Source organism: Lyngbya sp. PCC 8106 (assembly GCF_000169095.1).
In the GTDB taxonomy this organism is placed as follows: Bacteria; Cyanobacteriota; Cyanobacteriia; order Cyanobacteriales; family Microcoleaceae; genus Capilliphycus.
Genome location: NZ_AAVU01000010.1, coordinates 82,567 through 104,943 on the forward strand (window position 1 = coordinate 82,567; position 22,377 = coordinate 104,943).

Consider the following 22,377-nt stretch of genomic DNA (forward strand, 5'->3'; position numbering starts at 1 on the left):
AATATCGAGTTAAGTCTTCTCTCCAATTTGGATGTCTGGTTTGGCAATTCCTTTTTGAACTTGGGCGTGTTTTTCTACCCCTTCAAACGCATAACGATTGTAACCATTGCGTTGAATTAATTCCTCGATATAAGCTACCCGTTCAGTTGTGGCTGGATGAGTCGAGAAGAAAGAGGAACCGCCTTTAGAACCCTTTTCTTCTGCTAATGTAATCATCAAATTATGTAAACCATCTGCCGCATATCCAGAGGTTGCTAATACCCGAGTTCCCACTAAATCAGCTTGTCGTTCTTGATCACGATTGTAGTCTAAATTAATCAAATTGGCAATAATATTTCCGAGGGGAACGGTATTATTCAACGCTGCATTAACAATCTCTCCCAGATTATTATAAACATTATTGGTAATCACTTGTTTAAACCCATGAGAAAGCACCGCATGACTGACTTCATGGGCTAATAAACCTGCAAGTTCGGCTTCCGAATTTGTTTTGAGAACTGCGCCAGTATTGACAAAAACTTTCCCTCCCGGTAAAGCAAAAGCATTCAACGCCTCATCTGCAACGACATAAAATTCATAATCAAAGTCATTTCTTCCCATATATTGAACGATTTTATTTCCCAACTCATTCACATAGTCAACGACTTCTCCTTCTTGAACAATGGGTAACTCTCGCTTATACATTCCCGCAATTTGATTTCCAATTCCAGACTCTCCTTGAACCAAAAGCGTTCCCATTTTTATCCCTTCTCCCACAATCGCCCCCACCGGGTTACAGGCACCAATAAGAAGACATCCTCCCACTCTCACTGCTGTTCCTACAATTCCCCGTCTCACCATTTGTCCTTCCAGTCTTCCTTGAAATTTTTTGAGGTTTTTATCTGCACTTTCTGTTAAGGCTGAAGTTTGAGGATGTTCGGGTTGAATGAGAGTAAATTGACGCGCTGCAATGGAAGCTTCTAAGTATTTTTTATCTGCTTCTAAGGCTTTTACTTGAGCAACAATAAGTTCATAATTATCAGGAAATAAACTGGTTGCTTGTTCTAAAACCTTGAGAGCGTGTTGAAGTTTTTCTTGTTTTTGATACGCTTGAGACAGGAGTAAATGACCGGGAATAAATGCAGGATATTGTTGAACAAATTTTTGTAACGGACTCAAATCAGCGGTTTCTTGCCAAACAGCTTGTGCTTCAATCCACAGCGGTTGTGCTTCAGGAATCAACTGTTTAGGATTGGTAATTTGTCGTATAATTTGAGGTCTTTGTTCAGCTTTAAAAGGTTCTTTAACTTGTCGATAAATCAGTTCAGCTTTGGTTTTATTTCCATTGCGATAAAACTCGTCAGCTTGGGCTAAGAGGGTAAAACGTTCTGAGCGTTGAAATTCTTCTTCGAGATTTTGGAGTTTGTTTTCTAGCTCAACTTTAGGGGTGGGCTTTTTATCTGATGTTGAAACCGATAGGGGTTCTAAATTGGCAATTTTTAGAGAATATTTACCCGACTGTTCTGTTGAATTAACACCGCTAACTTGTAGCGAATAAGTACCCGTTTCTGAAAGGGTAATTTGCAGTTCTGACTTCAATAAATTGCGGCTAACTTGACGACTTTCGCCAATGTTTTCACCTTGAGGATTGAGTAAAATTAGAGTCGGAACAAAATCGGAACTTTCTGCGGTAATTGTTACAGATTGACCTGCTCTGGCGGTAAAATGATGAGCATTGAAGGATGTTTGATTAAACTGTTGTCTGACATCCGCCCTGAGAACTCCATCTTCTGCTAAAATAACGATAGAAGTCATGGGAGTTACGGCAGAAGTTGCAAACGCTTTACCCCCAGCGAGCCAACCGAATCCCAGGGTGGTTAACCCCAAGTGAAGGCTAAGAAACAGAGCCGCTCCTAAAGCTACCCATCTAAAACGATTGATTGATTTCATCACACCAAGGAAGTCTCTAAGTATACCTATTATAGAAATATAGAAGACTTCTCCCCTAAAAGTGTTTCAGGTTTGAGGAGTTCAATGCAGCACAATTTATCCCCTCATTGCTCGCCAATCTCCAGGGATTTTATCTAATTTTTGTTGGGTTTTGTAACTTCACCCCACCGACATCACAAGCAAGAGCGAAAGCAGAACAAACGAGAAAGCCTGAAGCCTTTAGTCAAGGAAACTAAGAGCCTCAAACTTTCAAGTTTAACTGAAGCATCAATGGACTACCGTAAAAAACAACAGACCAACCATAAGACGATTAAAGTTACCAATGTAATAAATCGTTCAGGCTCTAATAAACCCGCCAGAGGACTGAGTAAACTACCTAAAATCAAGCCGAGAATCAGACCAAAAACCGTCAATAATACAGCTCGACCAAATTGATTTTCTTTACGATTGAGAAAATACAAACCTGCACCGACACCGAGCGCCAGAGGAAGCTGCAACAACTGAATATTCATTCCCGGATAAATACTCAAAAGACTTAATCCCCCGTACATTGCCGAAGTCCATAAGACATCAGAACGAGTGGGAGTGTCAATCATTCGTTGCAACCATGCAGGCTTAGAGGAATTAGACTGTTGTACCTCATTAGTCGAGGCTTTTTGTTTTTGTAGCCTCCGTTCTTCAGCAAATCGAATGCGTTCGGGAACCTTAATTTTCCCTTCCTGGCGCAATTTTAGTCTATCCATCAAAATGGCATCGTAGGCCGCTTCGATGGACTCAATGAGCTGACGCTCACCAGTATATTGCTCTCTCAGGCGATTGCGTGCATCCTGAATTTCATCAAAGGAGGCATCGACAGTGACCCCAAGCTGTTCGTAGGGACTTTGCTCACTCATCGCAGTTTTTAAACTTTTTCTCTAGATTAAGCTTAACGCGATCACCCTAAATCTAGGGGATCAGGTTAAGGTTGTTTACCTTAAAAAATAGACATAGACAGTCCATACTGACCAGTATACAAGACACCGCTCTAGGTGGAACGACTTAAGACGGAACACTGACAATTCCAGACCACTGAACTTTTTTGAGATGGTCTCGGCGATAGGAGAAAAAAGACTGCGGTTGCTTGTAGGTGCAATCTGGCGAAATCGCCACCTGTTCAGGGCTAATCCCCAACTGTTCTAACTGTAAAGCATTCACACGACGGACATCAACCCGTACTTTATCCGGTTCAGAGTCCGGTAAAATCGGAGAGGGTGCCAAATCAAATAATGCGGCTAAGACATCTTCAACAGAAGTTGTAGCTTGGGGGAGAATCGTTATCCCCAACTGTAATGCTACCTCAGAGGAGACTTGATAGACTTCCCCAGAAATAGCTGGCCCCATGGCAATCCGCAAATTGATCAATTGACTGCCTTGAGCTTGAAACTCAGCGATCGCTTGGGGTAAAATTTTACTCGCGGTTCCTCGCCAACCCGCATGAATAGCCGCCACATTTCCAGTTTGTGTATCGGCAATCAAAACAGGTACACAGTCAGCGCTTGCTACCCAAACCGCTTGTTGGGGATGTTGAGTCAGTAAAGCATCTGCGTCTAAAAGTTCAGCCGAGTCCGCCGAGTCAGTAGAAAGTAAAGGCTGAACCTGGGCTGTGTTTAAAACCAAATTGCCATGCACCTGTTTAACGCGGTAAGCCGCAGCGTTAGGTTCTAAAACCTCGACCAACTCAGCGGGAGTTCGAGGACTAAAATGGCGACTGAAAAAGCCATGAGGCCAAGCATCGAGTAGACTGCATTTGAGATAGGGTAATTCTTGCCATTGATGCCAGTGCCAGGTGTACATTTTACAGTTTACAGTGACCAGTTTTTACAGTTTACAGTGACCAGTTTGACCTATTGCCTGTTGCCTATAGCAAGATTGCTTATTGCCTGCTATATTATCGTAATTTGACTGTGACTCTCAATTCCCAACGTTTAGAAGCTGCAATAGAAACCTTACAGGAGTTCGCTGAACCCGATAATACTCACAATCGCGATCCCGAACCTGATTTCAAACTGCATTTATTTGAGTGTATCCCTTCAACCAATCAAATCTTGTGGGAATTGATAGATTCTGGAGCAAAAGCCGGAACAGTCGTGATCGCCAGCCAACAAACCGCCGGACGGGGACAGTGGGGACGACAGTGGCAATCGAGCCAAGGTGGGTTATACTTGTCGATGGCTGTAGAACCGCAAATTCTAGCCAGTCACCAAGCCCAACTGACGCTTTGTAGTGCCTGGGGAATTGCCACAATTCTGCAAGATTATCACATTCCCATTCGTTTAAAATGGCCGAATGATTTAATTCTGACAGAACGTAAGTTAGGTGGTATTCTGACAGAAACAAAAGTAAGCAATGGGCAAATTATTCGAGCGGTCATCGGGGTCGGCATAAATTGGGCAAACTCCATCCCAGAAACGGGAATTAATCTGCAAACTTACTTTGCTCAAAATCCTCCAGTCAGGGTATTTTCATTAGAAATGTTAGCCGCACTGGTTGTACAAGGATTAAGAATGGGTCTGCGGCAGTTATTAACAGTCGGAATAGAACCTGTCTTAAAGTCCTACTCGCAGCTTTTGACCTGTATCGGGCATCGAGTTAGAGTAGCAGAGCAATCGGGTGTCATCATTGGAGTCAATGCAGCAGGCGAACTCCGGGTTATGCTAGAACCTGATCAGGCTAATAAAGCCCAAGAAATTTACATTGAGCCAGGTAAAATAAGTCTTGGCTATGGTTCAGATGAATCATTTAATATCAAATCTTGACCTATTCACATCGGTTGTGTGAGGAAAATGACGGAATCTCGGTACTCTAAGCAACAGCTCCAATCTCCAGATTGTCAGTTCGTGGAGCGTGGGCAATCCCGTAACGAGCCAAAGCAATCATCTACCCGGGCGGATATCGGTAAAATTCGTTCTCGTCTGATCGCAGGAAGTTCAGCCATTTTAGGGTTAGGCTGTGCGACCAGTTTAGGGATACTAGGCGGTAGTGCGATCGCCACGCAACAATTTTCCATTCCAATAGACTCCCAACCCTACGATTCGGGGGCTTCCTATTCGGCACCAGAATCCTATTCTGCACCCAGTTATAGCGCACCAGAATCCTATTCGGCACCAGAATCTTATTCTGCACCCAGTTATAGCGCACCTAGTTATAGCGCACCCAGTTATAGCGCACCCAGTTATAGCGCACCCAGTTATAGCGCACCCAGTTATAGCGCACCGGAATCTTATAGCGCACCCAGTGGCAGTTATGGCTATTCCTCTGGGGGTTACGACTCTCAACCGGGCTACTATTCCCAACCCGCACCCGCCCCGGATTATCAAGCCCCTACAGGCGGCTATGGCTATTCTACCCCTGAACCCTATTATCAAGAACCTGCGGCATCTGATCCTCCACCCGTCGAGAGTTATTACGCAGAACCGCCTCAACTCGAAATTCCGACGATTATTCCTCCTCCTTCAGAACCGATAGAGTTACCCAGTAAAGAAGCAACCATTCCATCTGGGGAAGATACTCTCATTCTTCCGGGTAAACAACCTATTGCGGCACCGCCCGTGATTTCACCCCAAGCCGAAAACTCAAATCTTGATCCGGCAGGCAATAACTATATTGATCCGACAGAATACAATATTGGGGCGACAGGTGGTTATGAATCCCCCAATACGGTGATTTTCTCGGAACGTTCAACCGGATGTGAGTTTGCCGTCGGCGTGGGCGGGGGTGTACCCACTGGGGCTTGTTTACCTGTCCAAAGTCCGGCTTACACCGCAGATGGTAATCCTGTTTATCCTCCGAGTTTAGTGGGCGGAGGTGTTGGCGGGAGTGGCAATCCTCTGGTTAGAAATAGTAATTCAGTTAATAGCAATAACGTTTATCTCGGCAATGACAACACCTACGCCGGGAATTCCAATTCCTATTACAGTAGTAACAATACTTGGCAACCCGCACCCCAGCAATGGTACGGAGAGTCACCCAGTCAGGTCTCTGTCTCGGGTTTGAGTCCCGTTCAAGTTGGGCCGGTGAGTGTGAGTGCGATGAGTAATTCTGGGATGAGTTACTATAACCGTACCATGCGCCCCCCGGCGGTTTCTGGAAATGGCGACACAAATTTATTGTTTCCCCTGAGTATTCCAGCGCCGATTACGTCTTTGTTTGGTTGGCGAACTCATCCTGTATTGGGTTATGGTCGTTTCCACACGGGAATTGATATTGGGGCGGATACCGGAACGCCTGTGGTGGCTTCTTATTCGGGTCAAGTTACAATTGCTGACTGGTTGGGGGGTTATGGACTGGCGGTGATTGTTGATCACCAAGCAAAATCCAACGAAACCCTTTATGCTCACTTATCAGAACTGTTTGTGCAACCGGGAGATTGGGTCAAACAAGGAGAAGTGATCGGACGAGTGGGAAGTACGGGAATGTCTACCGGGCCACACCTTCACTTTGAGTTGCGGAAATTGACCGATCAAGGTTGGGTAGCGGTGGATGTGCAAACGGATCTTGAATTTGCCCTCGCCCAACTCTTTAATACGATGCGAACCGCAGAGGTGCCGCCAGAAACCTTTATTGCGGCTTTACCCCAAGAAACCTTTGATGCAAGTACCGGAACGCCTAAATTACCGCCATTACCGCCAGGAATGGATATTATTGTTCCTAACCTCGAACCCCCGACTTTGAGTTTTGGGTTTACAGAGAATGTCAAATCACAACAGGAACAGTAGAGTTTGTAGAGACGTTCAATTGATGGGAGCGTCTCTAATGATTTATCCTAATAAAACGGCAAGTAAAGCTTTTTGGGCGTGCATTCGATTTTCAGCTTGATCCCAAACTTTTGATTGTTTTCCTTCGATCACAGCGTCGGTAATTTCTTCTTCTCGGTGGGCGGGTAAACAATGCAAAACAATAGCATTATTAGCCGCTTTTGCCATTAATTGTTCATTAACTTGATAGGGTTGAAACTGAGGAATGCGGGTGCGGGCTTCTTCTTCTTGACCCATACTCGCCCAAACATCAGTATAGATAACGTGGGCATCTTTTGCCGCTTCTAGGGGGTTATCTGTAACGGTCACTTCGGTTTTGCTATGGGCAATTTCAGTCGCTTGATCAACAATATCACGATTGGGTTGATGATCAGCAGGAGCAGCAATTCTCACATTCATTCCCACCATTGCACACCCTAACAGCAACGAATGTGCCATATTATTTGCACCATCGCCAAAATAGGTTAAGGTTAAACCCGAAAGCTTTCCAAAACATTCCTGAACGGTCATTAAATCTGCGAGAACTTGACAGGGATGTTCACGGTCTGTTAGAGCATTAATAACCGGAATTTGAGCATAGTCGGCGAAGGTTTCAATATCTTTTTGTTCAAAGGTACGAATCGCGATAATATCAAGATATCGATCCAACACTCGGGCTGTGTCTACTAAAGGTTCACCACGACTAACTTGAGTAACACTGGGGTTGAGATCAATGACTTGTCCGCCCAACTGATACATGGCTACGGTAAAACTAACCCTTGTTCGAGTCGAAGCTTTAGAAAACATCAAGCCCAACACCTTATTGCGTTGAACTTTTACCATTCCTGATTTGAGTTGCGATGCCAACTCCAGCAGCGAGTACAACTCATCGACACTCACATCAGCCAAACTGAGGAAATCTCGTCCTTTCAGTGATTCCATAGTCGCCCTGTCAATTTTCCGTGTTCAGTGAAACGTTGGTATTCGCTCACTCATTCTCGTGTCATTTTAATAGATTAAAGTTGATCGCGATCGTGAACTTTATACAAAACTCGGAATTTCTCAGGGAATAGGGGTATTTGGGGAAAGCCTATTTACTCGACCCTTTTCCCCATTCTATAAATGATCTCAGATTCGGAGGTGTGTAGGGGTTGACGCCTGGCGGCTCATTCTGATAAATTATGAATAGTATTTTTTATAATCGAGTGTTGAACAAAATATTTTTATCACAACCATCCCATTGTATGATAGTACCCTAAGCAACCCGAAAAAGTCAAGAGAGTCTGCCGAAAAAAATCGCGAAATTTCCGGGAAAAACGAGTTTGAGCGCAAAGTGCGGTCTTGGTGGTTTCCATCAAGGAGCAACTTTGCAAGAGAAGGCAATGAATAATGAATAATTGTCTTCCCTATGTCCCCTGTTCCCTGTCCCCTGTTGGTTCTAAAATAGCGATCGCTCTATCAATTAAATCACAACCCTGTTCTACAGACTCAATTTTCGCCAATTGGTTACGGAGTTCATTCGCCCCTGCAAACCCTTTCGCATACCAAGTCATGTGTTTGCGAGATTGATAAATTCCCCGTTCTCCTTTATATTCACCTAAAGCCTTGAGATGTTCTTTGGCGCATAGCAGACGTTCCATAATATTGGCGCCTGGTTTCACTTCTCCCGTCTTCAAAAACGCATCAATTTCACCGACTAAAAACGGATATCCCAACGTTCCCCGCGAACACATCACCCCATCAGCGCCCGTTAACTGCAAACAATCGATAGCACTTTCGACGGAAATAATATCACCATTGGCAATCACGGGAATAGAAAGAATTTGCTTAACTTTAGCAATCCATTCCCAGTTTGCCTTACCATTATACCCGGCAGCGCGAGTTCGAGCGTGAATTGTGATCATCGCAGCGCCCGAGTCTTCCATACGTTTAGCGAAGTCGAGAATATTAATTTCGTTGTCATCCCAACCAATGCGAGTTTTTACCGTCACCGGAACGTTAACCGCCTCGACAACCGACTGTACAATGGCTTCAGCAACTTTTGGCTGTCGCAACAACGACGAACCCCCGCCTTTTTTGGTGATTTTATTCACCGGACATCCCATGTTAATATCAACGGTATTGGCGCCTTCAGTAACCGCACGTTGGGCAGCTTCGGCGAGAAAATCAGGCCGACAGTCAAACAGTTGTATACTAATAGGGCGCTCGTTGGGGTCAACTTCCATCATTTGCGGAAGTTCTTCGAGATGACGAACTTGGGAAGCATGAACCATCTCAGTATACATCATCGACTCTGGGGCATATCGCCGCACTAAGCGCCGAAATACCAAGTCTGTGACACCCGATAACGGGGACTGAAGCACTCGACTATTCACCTCAACCGAACCAATTTTGAGGGGAGTGGATAAAAATTGTTGAAGTTGCGGGGAGAGAACAGACATAGTTTGAGTGTTAGGAGAAAAAGAATTTTAAGTAGAAACTAATGTTCTTGCCTATGAAGTCATTTTAATATTTTTAAAGCTATTTTTCATCTCAAACAAGTCCTCTCCCCATCAACTTCGGTAATTTTTAACAGAGGCTTAGGGAGAAAGGTCAAACCCAAAACTGCATCACTCAACACCCCTCAGACATAAGAGATAATGAACTTGGCATAACTAAACATCCCCCAAATCTAACGTTAGGAAATACCAAGCCGACGCTTGACTTCATCTAAAGAAATAGTTTCTGTTAGCATTTGATTAGCGATTTTCGAGCATCTCCTCAACAGTCATCTTAATATCGCTGGCAATTTTTTTCAGCAAGGTTGGTGAAATATCTTGTCCTTTGTGAAAAGGTACGGTTGTTCCTCGACCATCCTCATGGCGGAATTGCTTATGTGAACCTTTCTGGCGAACTTCAACAAATCCCAAATTTTCCAATATGCGAACAACTTCTTGAGGTTTTAGAATTGGAATATTGCTCATGCTGAATGAATGATAATTTGTTGTGTGCCGACAAACTGAGTCTCAAAGGTAACATCTTCTTCGAGTAGCATTTTTATAACTTCTGTTAAATTATCTTGAAGTTCATCAAGGGTTTTTCCTTGAGAATGGGCGCCCGGAAAACCGGGAACATAACCGACATAAAGTTGGGTGTCAGGGTCTTTTTCTACAATTGCTGTAAATGTTTTCATTGGGTTAACGTCAATTTAGATATTTATTTAAAGCCAAAGCCGTGCTAACTGCAATTATAATTAGTCTCGGCTGAACCTGGGACTGTTGATAAATGGCGAGGGGGGTCAAAACTTAGAAAAACCTCTCCCCCAACCCCTCTCCTACGAGGCGAGGGGAGTTCAATTTTCTTCCCTCCTTTCAGGGGGGACTGAGGGGGGTCAAAACTGCATAACTCAACACCCCTCAGACATAAGTGATAATGAACTTGGCGTGACTCTCTACCCCATGAAGCGAACTTCTCTCAACCCCTTCCTCTGGCTAACGGTTTTTGTTGGATGTTCTGGACTATTAACGGCAATACCTCCTGTTATCGGACAGACAAATTCTGCTGTATTATTAGTTCAACAGTCCGATGAACTCGAAGAAGCCAACCGACTCGAACAACAGGCTGTTCAACTCTATCAACAAGGAAAATATAACGAAGCCATACCCATACTCAAACGGGTTCTAGAAATTATAGAAAGACTTTTAGGAGAAAACCATCCCGATGTTGCCCAAAGCCTCAACAACTTAGCAATACTCTACCGTGACCAAGGACGCTACAGTGAAGCTGAACCCCTCTTCCAACGTTCCTTAACTATCTATGAGAAAGCCTTGGGAGAAAATCATCCCGATGTTGCACAAAGCCTCAACAACTTAGCACAACTCTACTACTCCCAAGGACGCTACAGTGAAGCCGAACCCCTCCATCAACGTTCTTTAGCGATTCGCGAGAAAGCTTTGGGAGAAAATCATCCCGATGTTGCTACCAGCCTCAACAACTTAGCACAACTCTACGACTCCCAAGGACGCTACAGTGAAGCCGAACCCCTCTACCGACGTTCCTTAGCGATTCTTGAGAAAGCTTTAGGAGAAAACCATCCCGATGTTGCTACCAGCCTCAACAACTTGGCAACACTCTATGTTTCCCAAGGACGCTACGACAAAGCCGAACCCCTCTACCGACGTTCCTTCGATATTTATGAGAAAGCTTTGGGAAAAGACCATTCCCTTGTCGCACTCAGCCTCAACAACTTGGCATTACTTTACGACTCCCAAGGACGCTACGATGAAGCCGAACCCCTCTACCAACGTTCCTTAGCCATCTACGAGAAAGCCCTCGGAACTGAACATCCCGATGTTGCCACCAGCCTCAACAACTTGGCATCACTTTACGACTCCCAAGGACGCTACGATGAAGCCGAACCCCTTTACGAACGTTCCTTAGCGATTTGGGAGAAAGCCTTGGGCGAAAATCATCCCGATGTTGCACTCAGCCTCAACAACTTAGCATCACTTTACGACTCCCAAGGACGCTACGATGAAGCCGAACCCCTCTATCAACGTTCTTTAGCGATTTGGGAAAAAACTTTAGGAGAAAATCATCCCTCTGTCGCACAAAGCCTCAACAACTTGGCATCACTTTACAACTCCCAAGGACGCTACGACAAAGCCGAACCCCTAATCCAACGTTCCTTAGCGATTCGCGAGAAAGCCTTGGGAGAAAATCATCCCTCAGTCGCCACCAGCCTCAATAACTTAGCAATACTCTACCATTTCCAAGGACGCTACGACAAAGCCGAACCCCTAATCCAACGTTCTTTAGCTATCTGGGAGAAAGCCTTGGGAGAAAACCATCCTTCGGTCGCCGCCAGCCTCAATAACTTAGCATCATTTTATCTATCTCAAGGAGACACAACTCAAGCGATGAATTTTCTGAGTCGGGGACTAGAAGTTCAAGAACAAAACCTGAATGTTCTTTTAGCAACAGGTTCGGAACGTCAGAAACAAGACTCGATGAAAACAGTTTTAGGGACGACTTATGCTACTGTTTCTCTGCATATTAAAGATGCACAGAAGAACTCAGAAGCGGCACGTTTAGCCCTCACAACTATTCTCCGTCGCAAAGGTCGGATTTTGGATGTAATGACTGATAACTTACAACTGTTAAGAGAAAATATCACGCCTGAAAATCAACAATTTCTCGATGAATTAGCCGCAGTTAGAACTGAATTGGCGACTCTGATTTACAACCAGCCTGAAAATATCCCCGAAGAACAATACCGTCAACAAGTTGCCAATTTAAGACAAAAATCGGAGCAACTCGAAGCCGAACTTTCTCGCCGCAGCGCCGAATTTAGAACCCTTTCAGAACCCGTTACCGTGGAAGCGGTACAACAGTTGATTCCCGAAGATGCGGCGTTAGTTGAATTTGTGTTGTATGATCCTTTTGATGGGAAAGCTGATAACTTTCACTATGCGGCTTATATACTCAAGTCTTCCGGTGAACCGCAATGGGTTGATTTGGGAGAAGCCGAACCCATTCACAAAGCGGCTTTCTTTCGTTTCAATTTAGCCCTAAAAGACAAAAAAGATGCTTTCATGGGAAATTCCAATCAAGTTAAACAAACCGGACGAAAACTTGATGAACTTCTCATGCAACCCATTCGAGAAAAGTTGGGGAATGTTAATCATATTATCATCTCACCGGATGCCCAGTTAAATTTGATTCCGTTTGCGGCGTTGGTTGATGAGAATAATCAATATTTACTGGAAACTTATAAAATTACTTATCTCACAACGGGACGAGATTTAATTCGTTTCCAACTCGAATATTCTCACAAACAACCGCCCGTTATTGTTGCTAACCCAGATTATGATAAACCCGGAGAACCGACAACCGTTGCTGTTTCAAAAAACTCTGAAATTTCCCCTCAAACTTGGGGGGACAGAGGGGGGCTATCCCAAACTCGCGGAATGAATCAACTTTCTAGAGGGGTTGAGATGAGTTTTGGGGCGTTACCGGGAACGGCTGAAGAAGCAAGGGTAATTGCACCGTTATTGTCTGATGTGACGTTATTTACCCAATCTCAAGCCACAGAAAATGTCGTTAAACAGTTGCAAGCACCGAATATTTTACATATTGCGACTCACGGCTTTTTCTTAAAAAATCTCCCGAGAGTTGAACCGGATAATACTTTTGGTTTAATCTCAGAAAACACTCAACAAAATACCCCAATTCAAGAAAATCCTTTAGTGCGTTCAGGGTTAGCATTCGCCGGGTTTAATCCTCGTGATAGTGGTTCAGAAGATGGGGTATTAACAGCGTTGGAAGTGGCAAATTTAAAGCTACGCGGTACAAAGTTAGTCGTATTATCGGCTTGTGAAACGGGGTTAGGAGAGATTGAAAACGGAGAAGGGGTTTATGGTTTACGTCGTGCGTTTACGTTGGCGGGGGCGGAAAGTTTATTAATGAGTTTGTGGACGGTTAGCGATGAAGGAACGAAGGAATTAATGATTAAATATTATCAACGGTTACTGCAAAATCAAGGGCGTTCAGAGGCTTGGCGTCAAACTCAGTTAGAGATGTTAAATTCTCAAGATTATCAACATCCCTATTTTTGGGCGGCGTTTGTTCCGGTAGGAGATTGGACACCGATGGAAAATTGAAATATTATTTAATTTGTATTTTATGTTTTCAGATTATAAGCTATCAGGATCAATATTTAACTCTCGGAGTTTAGCGGCTAGTTTTTCTGTTTGTTGTCGTTCAAGTTCGAGTTGTTGTTGTGTGGTTTGGGCTGTTTCTTCGGCTGTAATTGCCCTTTGTTCAGCAGTTTGGGCTGCTTCTTCGGGTGTGGGAACTAATACCCATTCTGGCGTAAAAAATCTCAATTTATGTTCATAAATTCCGATAAAAAGTTGTAGCTGTTGACTCCAAAGCCATCCCTGTTCGTTGGGGTGAATGTCTTGATATTTGCCATCAACTAAGTGAAATCCCTGAAATTCTAGAGTGTCTGGAGAAAACCAAAAATAGTCGGGTGTTCGGAAGATTTCTTGATAGATTTGTTTTTTCTCATTCCGATCTACTTTTGCGGTTGAATTGGATAATAGTTCGATAATAACGTGAGGATATTTGCCGTCTTCTTCCCAAACTACCCAACTTTTTCGGGGTTTACGTTCGGTGTTTAATACAACAAAAAAATCAGGCCCGCGAAAGTATTCTGATTTGTTTTGATTCGGACTATAATAAATAGTTAGATTTCCCGCTGCAAAATAATCTTCTTTGTCTTTCCATAGCCAGTCTAAACATTTTAGCAGTAACAATAATTGTTGTAGATGTAAATAACTTTCCAAAGGTAACTCCTGACTTTCTAAGTCACTCGGGGGATATTCTATTTCTACCCATTCTTGTTGGGAATTTTCCAAGTATTGAGCTATGGTCATGGTGTTCTCCCGTTGTATCTCTGAAGTTTATTAATCTAGTTTTTATCATAGCTTATGGATGAAATATCAGGGCGCAAGACTTACGCCCTCCTGGTGTTTAATCAAGCTATTTTTAGGGTTTTTGCGGCTTCTAATAAATGCTGATGAACCGACTCCGAAGCCGCCACTAATAAACCGGGACGACTGTAATTTTCACAGGTGTTTAAAGGAGGGGGAACACTTCCGTCATGGGTGGTAACAATACATCCGGCTTCTTGGGCTAAAAATGCCAATGCAGCCCCATCGATAAATTTACCCGCCCGAATTACTGTTCCACAAACACAACCACTTAAAATACCGTTATGGTTGGGAATTTGAGCATCAGAACTGTAGTCATTTCCGACATCAATAACATCATAATTTTTCTGGAGTAAAGGTTTAAATTCACTCATTCCCCATCCGAGTAAAATGATCGGTTCTGTTGACTCTAATTTAACCGGAACACAAGCGTCTAAGTCGTCTTCAAGATAACCTGTAAACGTTCCTTCACCTCGCAGTGCATAATAATAGGTATTTAAAGCCGGAGAAATAGCTAATACGGCTTCAAATTCATCACTGTTGAGAACGGTGAGAATAATTTGATAGTTGTTGTGTCCGTCCATATAAAACTTCGTGCCATCAATGGGGTCTAGTGTAACTAAATAATCCCCTTTTTCTCCGAGTTCAATACTGCGAAAATATTTGGTATTTCCAGACTGTTCATGTTCTTCTCCATAAAAACGAATATTTGGAAAAGTTCCTAAAAGGGCGACTTCAACTAAAGTTTGAATAGACAAGTCGGCGTCAGTTAAGGCTTCAGCGAAGAAGTTATCTCCGTCTTTGTTTGGAAGGGCGCGAATAAGAGGCTGAAGTTGACGCGCATAACCCGCAGCGACTCGCAGATAGGGAAGTAGTGTTTCTAAAATTTGGCGAGGGGTTGGGGTTGGGTGAGACATAGCTTTGGGAAAAAGATGAAGTTCAACTCTAGCAAAGCATCTTCTTTTCGTTCTGACAAGTAGAAATAGAGGAGTTTAGGCGTTTAGAAGTTCAGAAGTTCAGAAGTTCAGCAAAAAAGATAGAATAGCTATACAATTATTTTTTTGATCTCTCGTGAAGTTTCTGACGACTCTCTTACTGTTGTTGTTGCTTTTGTTAACGTTTTCCCAACCTGCACAAGCTTCTCTGTGTCGCACTGTCAATGAGAACAGAATTTGTATTCTGAGTATTAAGCGTAGTGCTAAATATCATTGGGAATATCGAGCGTCTGTGAGTATTAATGGCAAAAAAACACCTGTTGAACTTTATAATTGTCGCAGACGGACTAAAATTGAGAGTTCGGGAAAAACGAAACGGTTTGATAAAAATGGAGCGGGTGAATTGATTTGTAGTTTGTTAGAACAATCATAAGTTAAAAGCGTTTATTCTGCCATCTTTTCTCTAATCTATTGATCAATCAGCGTCTTGATTGGGTTGAATGAATTGAGGAATGTTATATAAAACAACAGGATCAGCACGATGTTGAGTCAGGGGCATAACTTTCGGAATCTCAGTACAAATTTGGATTAATTTTAAATGATATCTGTTAAACTGAGTGATTAATGCTTTAGAATATAGTTGATTTGGCGACAGAGGGTTAGAGTTGAGCGATGAGATCACCTCAGAAATCAATTTAGAGAAAAATGATCTCCTATTTTTGGTAAACTCTGATCGATAGAAACTAACACAAAGAGGATAGGGAATGGCGTCCATCTGCGAGTTGCACCAACAACTGGTTAACAAGGAACGCTCGGCTGTAGAAATCGCCCAAGAGGCGTTAGAGCGTATTGAGCAGCTAGACTCAAAATTAAACAGCTTTTTATGTGTAACAGCAGATCGAGCGTTGCAGCAAGCCCGACAAGTGGATGCTAAAATTGCCGCAGGAGAGGAAATTGGTCTACTCGCTGGAATTCCAATTGGCATCAAAGATAACCTCTGCACTCAGGGAATCACTACAACCTGTGCATCCAAGATTTTAGAGAATTTTGTACCCCCCTACGAGTCTACCGTGACGCAAAAGCTGGCGGATGCGGGTGCAATTATGGTGGGAAAGACGAACTTAGATGAATTTGCGATGGGGAGTTCCACCGAAAACTCTGCCTATCAAGTTACCGCAAATCCTTGGGACTTACAACGGGTTCCGGGCGGTTCTTCGGGTGGTTCGGCGGCGGCGGTAGCGGCGGATGAATGCGTTGTGGCGTTGGGTTCCGATACGGGTGGTTCGATTCGTCAACCTGCTTCTTTTTGTGGCATTGTGGGCTTGAAACCGACTTATGGGTTGGTGTCTCGCTACGGTTTGGTGGCTTATGCGTCTTCTTTGGATCAGATTGGCCCTCTGGCCCGAACGGTTGAAGATGCAGCGATTTTATTACAAGCGATCGCCGGTTATGATACTAAAGATGCCACGAGCCTAAATGTTCAAATCCCGAATTATCTAGCCGCCCTCAAACCCACTCTCAAATCCAAAAGCCGCGTCAAAGTTGGTGTGATCAAAGAAACTTTTGGAGAAGGGTTAGATCCTGTTGTTGAACAAGCGGTGACAAAGGCAATAGAAACGTTGCAAGAACTAGGCGCAGAAATTCAAGTGATTTCTTGTCCGCGTTTTCGTTATGGTTTGCCCACTTATTATATTATTGCGCCGTCGGAAGCTTCTGCAAACTTGGCTCGTTATGATGGGGTGAAATACGGTTTTCGCAGTCGGGATGCAGAAAATTTAATTGATATGTACTGCCAAACCCGTGCAGAGGGATTTGGGGCGGAAGTTAAACGCCGAATTATGGTGGGAACCTATACCCTGTCGGCGGGATATTATGATGCTTATTATCTCAAAGCTCAAAAAGTCCGAACGTTGATTAAACAAGACTTTGAACGAGCGCTTTCTCAGGTAGAAGTGTTGGTTTGTCCGACTGCTCCGACAACGGCTTTTAAAGCAGGTGAAAAAACGGCTGATCCCCTCAGTATGTATTTGTCTGATTTAATGACAATTCCAGTGAATTTAGCGGGTTTACCTGCACTCAGTATTCCTTGTGGGTTTGATGAACAAGGACTTCCAATTGGGATGCAATTAATTGGGAAAGTGTTAGGAGAAGCTCGACTGCTGGAAGTGGCTTATGCTTATGAACAGGCGACAGCTTGGCATATACGCAAACCTCAGCTTTAATCAATTAGAAATCACTCTATTGGGTGATGTCATTCGGTCTGAGAATCAGTAAACTGGAAAGTATATCCAAAACATGATGACGATCTAAAAATAGCTTGGATGCCTAAACTTGGCTCTGAGCTATTTTTTTATAAAATACTGTTTTTATCTACAAATAAAATGGTTCCATAATAAAATTAGAGAATCTGTACCCGAACCTAATCTAGAAAGATTAAGCTGCAATAGAATTACTCTCTCTGATTTATTTGCCTTTCATCTGGCCCTAAAATATTTACAACTTAAGTTTTGACGAACTCAATTCTAAGACATTCTAGCTCACCTGGATGAGAAAATCAAAGGTTTAAACTATCTTTAACTCTCATCCAGATAAAATTGAAATCACTCGGGAATTTTCATCAAACAGCCAACAATATTAACGGATGACTGTGATTAATTTCCCATGAAATCTGAGCGAATAGTGACTTGAGTACCCCAAGTAATCACTTTATACTGTGCTTCTAGGAGTCTTCTTCAGCCGTCGTTATCTGTATAGATTCAACTTCGGGTACAGATTTCACTTCTAATGTTCGGACTCGGTTAATCGCTGCTGCGAGTTCAAACCGTCGAAACATGGCTAAATCTCCTTGAGGAAAAGGGGTAATTACATCTAATCCTTTTTCGGTAATATCCGCCATAATTTGAGCTAAAATTTGAGGGAGTGTATGTTCACCATTAATATACTTTTTTCTAGCATAAACCATTGCGGCGGCGATCGCCCGTAATTGATCTTTAGAAACAAGCTGTTCAACCCCAGATAAATCAACATCTTCTGTTCCAAATGTGACTTCATCTACATCCCGAACTTTCACCCGTACATCTCGCCGTCCGTGACTGGGATCTAAACTTTCAGTAACAGGAATACGGGATCGAATTTGACCAAACTGTTCACCGCCTTCTGTTGTTCGACCTGTGGTAAATTCTGCGGCGATTTCTTTGGCTTTTGCGGTTAATTCTTGAGGTTGAAAATTATCCATTCCAATCACCGTATCCGCCACATCAAAATAATCCCCACTTCCACCCATCACTAAGATTGTAGACACACCATAATCAGTATAAAGTTGGCGAACTTTATCAATAAATGGTGTAATCGGTTCTTGTTCTTTGGCAATTAAGGCTTGCATTCGGCGATCGCGAATCATAAAATTAGTTGCCGCCGTATCTTCATCCACCAATAAAACTGGAGAAACATCAGGATTAACCGAGTCATTTTCTAGCTTTACTAAAACCTCTAAAGCTTCCATAATGTTAGCTGCTTGTGAGGTACTTCCACTCGCATTTTCAGTTGAAAAATTCTGGGTAGATCGTCCTTGAGGCAATTGATTAATAAAAGGTGAAATATCAACACCTGCAACGCTGCGACCATCTTCAGCCCTAATTTTAACTGCGTCTATACTGGTCGTTACACATTCTCGTCCGTCTCCAAAAATATGATTATAAATGCCCAATTCTATCGCATTCAGTAAGGTCGATTTCCCGTGATATCCACCCCCTACGATTAGGGTAATCCCTTTAGGAATTCCTAAACCTTTAATTTCTCCAAAGTTAGGGCAATTGAACTCAACTTCTAGAGATTCGGGTGATTGAAACGGTACAACATCAGTTTCTAAAGGTCGTTGATCAACCCCACTACGTCGAGGTAAAATTGCACCATTAGGAATAAATGCAACTAACCCTTTTTCAGCGAGTTGTTGACGTAACCAGTCGGCATCTTCTACTGTCTCAACATGGCGTTTACAGTGTTCAGGATCGAGGTTTTTATATTTAAGAGAACGTTCAACAATTAGGGGAATATCATCACAAATCATCGTGGCGGCTTGTCGTCCTAAAATTTGCCGTCCTCGGGCGGGAAGTCCGACAAAAAATCGCATTTCAATCCCTTTTTCTTGGGTCGAAGGCTGAGGTTTGGCTCGCTGAAAAACCGGGTTAACCCCGATAGATTTCGGTTGAGGAGGAGCGACATAAATCAAGCTGGCTGAGGTGCGTTCTAATACCTCTTGTCCCATTTTTGTAATCGCAATCATCCCGCTTTTTCCTGTTCCTCGGCGGCTACTAATCTCTCGACTATTGCGATCAAATTGACGAGTCAGGTAGTCTCGCAAAGCAATTTCTCGAATCCGGTTTTCGTAAAGTTCTGGGGGAAATCCGGCAATATTTGGAGAGATATGAACTCGAAACTTACTCGGAGCAGCAAAGGGATCACCTTGAACGTAATCAATAATCAGAGTAAAGTCTTCAAACTCATAAGTACCGAGAACGTCTTTATAGGCTTTATAACCTCGGTTGTCTAGGTCAAGTAATTTTTGGCGGAGGTCTTCTTTTGTGTTCATGAGTCAGATCTCAATGAGTGTATGATTAATTGTTTCTATCCGGAAGGGTTTTGCTGTGAGTTGAATCTTCACCCTACTTACCAATTTGCCGAATCAGAAAGCCAAAGAGAGAGCCTACCTTTTGAGTGAATGAACTTATTATATCAGAGGATTTTCAGTTTCTCTCAGAGGTTCATGGGCTAATTGTTCGGGTGAACTATTAAGGGGTGAATATTGTCCCAATTTTGTCCCCAATTTTATTTAGTTTTCTAATAGGTGAGTGACGACATTCACCAGAACTTGAGCTGAACCCATGAGAAATTCTCGATCAAGATTAGCGAGAGTATCAGTGGGTTGATGATAGTGAGGAGAACGTAAATTCGCGGTATCTGTAACCAATACGGCTGCTATATTTTGATACCAAAAGGGAGCGTGATCGCTGCGTAAAACGTCAGGTGTGAGTATACCTTTTAAGGGAATCGGCAAGGTGACAATGGGCGGTAAATTCAACTCAGATACATGAGAGGATATTCCCTGAAATGATGCTAATAAATCTTGATGTTGGGCTTCTCCCACGACGACTAAAAACTCGCCTTTGTCACTAGAAGTTTGGCTATTTGCTGGTAATAAAAGATCGACATTTAACCCGGGAGGATAGTGTTGACAGCCCTCAACTCGACAAGCATAACCGACCATATCAAGGACAATAACATGACGTAAAGTTTGTAAGTTTTCGGGACGACTGGTAAATGCAAAACTTCCCAATAGTCCGAGTTCTTCTTGATCAAAAAATACAATTTCTAAGGACGTTGCTGTTGGTGTTGAACCGAATAACCGAGCGATTTCTAAGATAACGGCGATTCCGCTACCATTATCATCGGCACCGGGTGAGTTAACGACTGTATCATAATGAGCGCCGATTAATAGAGTTGCAGCATTCGGATCATCGGTAGGTCTTTTAGCAACAATATTAACCCCTTGTTCAAAAGGTTGCAAGTCAGGAGAAAACCCAAATTTTTGGAGTTGTTCGATTAAATAATTCCGAGTATATTCACGATGGTTTTCTGTTGTTCGTTCTCCGACAATATTTTCGAGATGACTCCAAATTTGATCGGGGTTGATTTCTTTGTTTAGCGGAGAACTAGAGACTTGAATTTCAGAGGGTAAAGAGGTTTTAATGGGCTTTTGAGAACTAGCAAAATCTGCGGTTTTTGAAATCCTGTTAGGATCAGGGGAAATTGCAGTATTTTCGGGGATGAATCGAAAGTCTAAAAGTGTTGTCTTCCCCTGCCAAATAGCCACGAGAAGACCTATGATTAAAAACAAGGCGACGATTCTTTGATTAGTCATTTTGATCGACGCTCAATCTTCCTCAAAATCAATCTCTTTATTGATCACTTGCAGTCCATTTTCAGTCTGTGTGACTTGAGGAATGGTTGTGATGGAATCAAAATAAGCCAGTTGAGGTTTTTCGGGAAGCCAGTCGTCAAAACGAGGTTTAAAATTGTCAGCAATTTGCCAAAATGTCTTAATTTCTTGTTCCAAACGTTGAGCGAATTGATTAATAATTTTCGCTTTTTGACCCAGTTGGGGCCAAATTTCTTTGGCTTGTAATTCATACAGTTTGACTTGTTTAACGGAGAGTTTTGCTTGAGTTTTTTTGAGTCTTAAACGGGTTGCTTTCATCTCTCGTTCAAGTTCGGGTAACTGGATTGACCATTCAGCCAATTGAGTTTGACAGGCTTGAGAAAATTCGGCTTGAGCTTCTGGTGAGTTATCTTTTGGAAACAGAAGTATTGCTTGAAAAGAGGAACGCTTGGCGCACAAAGTATGATACTCCGCTTGGATTTCATCCACTTGTGCTTTGATCTCGTTCCATTCTGATTGAAGCTGTTCAATAACTTGACTCATGGTTTAATCGCTCGTTAAAACAGAGGCATTGTTTTAGTTTACCAAAAACTGAGCCGTTAGATTATCGTAATTTTGGGTAATCTCTGACCTGATTTTGGGTGAGGGAAGTTAACGATACTATCAAAAATTCAGTTTAATGATTTTTGGTTTTAGTGTTGACTAAATTTATAACGCAATAATTAAGAAATTGTGATTACCACTAACCTCACTTTACTATAATTAAATTAGATGTCAAGTTCTAGCGGGGGCAAATATGGCTTATTTATGCGAACTGAGTCCGAGTCAAAAAGTCTACTTAGATATGCAAGCAAACCAAACCGTTGTCACGACAGTCAGCAGTAGTCCCGGACAACAACAGCAGTCTAGTAGCAGTTTTACGACGGGAAGTTGGACTTCTCCTCCTCAGGTTTATCGTAATAATGCAGGAATTACAATTGAGATTGAAACAGCACAGGGAAAACACTATATTAATGTGCAGGGAAATAGCATAGGAGTGATCGATCATTTACCTTCGATGAGTCAGTCTGAGATGCTACAACTCCAACAAGTTTCCAGCATTCCAAATCGTACAATGTCTCCGATGAAACCGATGGAACCGATGAAAATGGAGAATATGCAGATGAATATGAAACCAATGGAAATGAAAATGGGAAATATGGAAATGCAAATAAATTCTCCTGAAAACCCTGCTTCTCAAGTTAAACGTTTTTGTAGTCAATGTGGAGCATCTATTCAATCAGAAGACCACTTTTGTTCAAGTTGTGGTCATCGCCTAGACTAACCAAATT

General features: G+C 42.8%; 18 protein-coding genes. 6 read left to right on the plus strand and 12 right to left on the minus strand.

The genetic code is table 11. The features are described 5' to 3' along the window. Positions 1 to 9: 9 nt before the first annotated feature. From L8106_RS09025 to pgeF, 3 genes are all read right to left on the minus strand, one after another. Positions 10 to 1,929, minus strand: coding sequence for a M48 family metalloprotease (locus L8106_RS09025; RefSeq protein ID WP_050779094.1), 1,920 nt, complete (start codon positions 1,927 to 1,929; stop codon positions 10 to 12). A 275-nt stretch (positions 1,930 to 2,204) separates the two neighbouring features. Beyond that, positions 2,205 to 2,822 carry a CPP1-like family protein gene (locus L8106_RS09030; RefSeq protein ID WP_009783955.1) on the minus strand — a complete coding sequence of 206 codons (618 nt, stop codon included), beginning with the start codon at positions 2,820 to 2,822 and terminating at the stop codon, positions 2,205 to 2,207. Between the two features lie 145 nt (positions 2,823 to 2,967). Then, positions 2,968 to 3,762, minus strand: coding sequence for a peptidoglycan editing factor PgeF (pgeF, locus tag L8106_RS09035; RefSeq protein WP_009783956.1), 795 nt, complete (start codon positions 3,760 to 3,762; stop codon positions 2,968 to 2,970). 110 nt (positions 3,763 to 3,872) lie between these two features. Between pgeF and L8106_RS09040 the strand changes: the two genes are divergently transcribed. Together L8106_RS09040 and L8106_RS32055 are read left to right on the plus strand one after the other, a co-directional pair. Next, the gene (locus L8106_RS09040) at positions 3,873 to 4,724 is read left to right on the plus strand and encodes a biotin--[acetyl-CoA-carboxylase] ligase (protein WP_009783957.1); all 852 of its coding nucleotides are present in this window, start codon (positions 3,873 to 3,875) and stop codon (positions 4,722 to 4,724) included. A gap of 27 nt (positions 4,725 to 4,751) precedes the next feature. Further along, positions 4,752 to 6,683, plus strand: coding sequence for a peptidoglycan DD-metalloendopeptidase family protein (locus L8106_RS32055; RefSeq protein WP_009783958.1), 1,932 nt, complete (start codon positions 4,752 to 4,754; stop codon positions 6,681 to 6,683). 42 nt (positions 6,684 to 6,725) lie between these two features. On the opposite strand, the gene argF is transcribed toward L8106_RS32055, so the two are convergent. The 4 genes from argF to L8106_RS09065 form a co-directional block, all read right to left on the minus strand. Next, positions 6,726 to 7,643: an ornithine carbamoyltransferase gene (gene argF, locus L8106_RS09050; protein WP_009783959.1), complete on the minus strand. Its 918-nt coding sequence runs from the start codon at positions 7,641 to 7,643 to the stop codon at positions 6,726 to 6,728. Between the two features lie 464 nt (positions 7,644 to 8,107). Beyond that, positions 8,108 to 9,142, minus strand: a complete 1,035-nt coding sequence (gene dusB, locus L8106_RS09055; protein ID WP_009783960.1) for a tRNA dihydrouridine synthase DusB — start codon at positions 9,140 to 9,142, stop codon at positions 8,108 to 8,110. Positions 9,143 to 9,439: 297 nt separating this feature from the next. After that, the gene (locus tag L8106_RS09060; protein ID WP_009783961.1) at positions 9,440 to 9,664 is read right to left on the minus strand and encodes a type II toxin-antitoxin system HicA family toxin; all 225 of its coding nucleotides are present in this window, start codon (positions 9,662 to 9,664) and stop codon (positions 9,440 to 9,442) included. Beyond that, positions 9,661 to 9,873 carry a type II toxin-antitoxin system HicB family antitoxin gene (locus L8106_RS09065; RefSeq protein WP_009783962.1) on the minus strand — a complete coding sequence of 71 codons (213 nt, stop codon included), beginning with the start codon at positions 9,871 to 9,873 and terminating at the stop codon, positions 9,661 to 9,663. Before L8106_RS09065 ends, L8106_RS09060 begins: the two co-directional genes overlap by 4 nt. Before the next feature lie 265 nt (positions 9,874 to 10,138). On the opposite strand from L8106_RS09065, the gene L8106_RS09070 reads away from it, so the two are divergent. Continuing rightward, complete coding sequence (locus L8106_RS09070; protein WP_039895857.1) at positions 10,139 to 13,342, plus strand: CHAT domain-containing protein; 3,204 nt, start codon at positions 10,139 to 10,141, stop codon at positions 13,340 to 13,342. 33 nt (positions 13,343 to 13,375) lie between these two features. Here L8106_RS09070 and L8106_RS09075 read toward each other — a convergent pair whose 3' ends face one another. Together L8106_RS09075 and L8106_RS09080 are read right to left on the minus strand one after the other, a co-directional pair. Further along, positions 13,376 to 14,119 (minus strand): Uma2 family endonuclease, encoded by a 744-nt coding sequence (locus L8106_RS09075; protein WP_009783964.1) that lies wholly within the window; start codon positions 14,117 to 14,119, stop codon positions 13,376 to 13,378. A 101-nt stretch (positions 14,120 to 14,220) separates the two neighbouring features. Continuing rightward, the gene (locus L8106_RS09080; protein WP_009783965.1) at positions 14,221 to 15,093 is read right to left on the minus strand and encodes an inositol monophosphatase family protein; all 873 of its coding nucleotides are present in this window, start codon (positions 15,091 to 15,093) and stop codon (positions 14,221 to 14,223) included. A gap of 154 nt (positions 15,094 to 15,247) precedes the next feature. On the opposite strand from L8106_RS09080, the gene L8106_RS09085 reads away from it, so the two are divergent. Further along, the gene (locus L8106_RS09085) at positions 15,248 to 15,544 is read left to right on the plus strand and encodes a hypothetical protein (protein ID WP_009783966.1); all 297 of its coding nucleotides are present in this window, start codon (positions 15,248 to 15,250) and stop codon (positions 15,542 to 15,544) included. A 331-nt stretch (positions 15,545 to 15,875) separates the two neighbouring features. Continuing rightward, entirely contained in the window at positions 15,876 to 17,333 is a 1,458-nt protein-coding gene (gatA, locus tag L8106_RS09090; protein WP_009783968.1) for an Asp-tRNA(Asn)/Glu-tRNA(Gln) amidotransferase subunit GatA, read from the plus strand. Between the two features lie 497 nt (positions 17,334 to 17,830). Here the strand turns inward: gatA and L8106_RS09095 are convergent, their stop codons facing one another. From L8106_RS09095 to L8106_RS09105, 3 genes are all read right to left on the minus strand, one after another. Continuing rightward, positions 17,831 to 19,699: an ABC-ATPase domain-containing protein gene (locus tag L8106_RS09095; RefSeq protein WP_009783969.1), complete on the minus strand. Its 1,869-nt coding sequence runs from the start codon at positions 19,697 to 19,699 to the stop codon at positions 17,831 to 17,833. Between the two features lie 240 nt (positions 19,700 to 19,939). Beyond that, positions 19,940 to 21,028: a M28 family peptidase gene (locus tag L8106_RS09100; RefSeq protein ID WP_009783970.1), complete on the minus strand. Its 1,089-nt coding sequence runs from the start codon at positions 21,026 to 21,028 to the stop codon at positions 19,940 to 19,942. Between the two features lie 12 nt (positions 21,029 to 21,040). Next, on the minus strand, positions 21,041 to 21,589 hold the full coding sequence (locus L8106_RS09105; RefSeq protein WP_009783971.1) for a hypothetical protein: 549 nt from the start codon (positions 21,587 to 21,589) through the stop codon (positions 21,041 to 21,043). 253 nt (positions 21,590 to 21,842) lie between these two features. Between L8106_RS09105 and L8106_RS09110 the strand changes: the two genes are divergently transcribed. Continuing rightward, entirely contained in the window at positions 21,843 to 22,370 is a 528-nt protein-coding gene (locus tag L8106_RS09110) for a zinc ribbon domain-containing protein (RefSeq protein ID WP_009783972.1), read from the plus strand. The last annotated feature ends 7 nt before the right edge of the window (positions 22,371 to 22,377 follow it).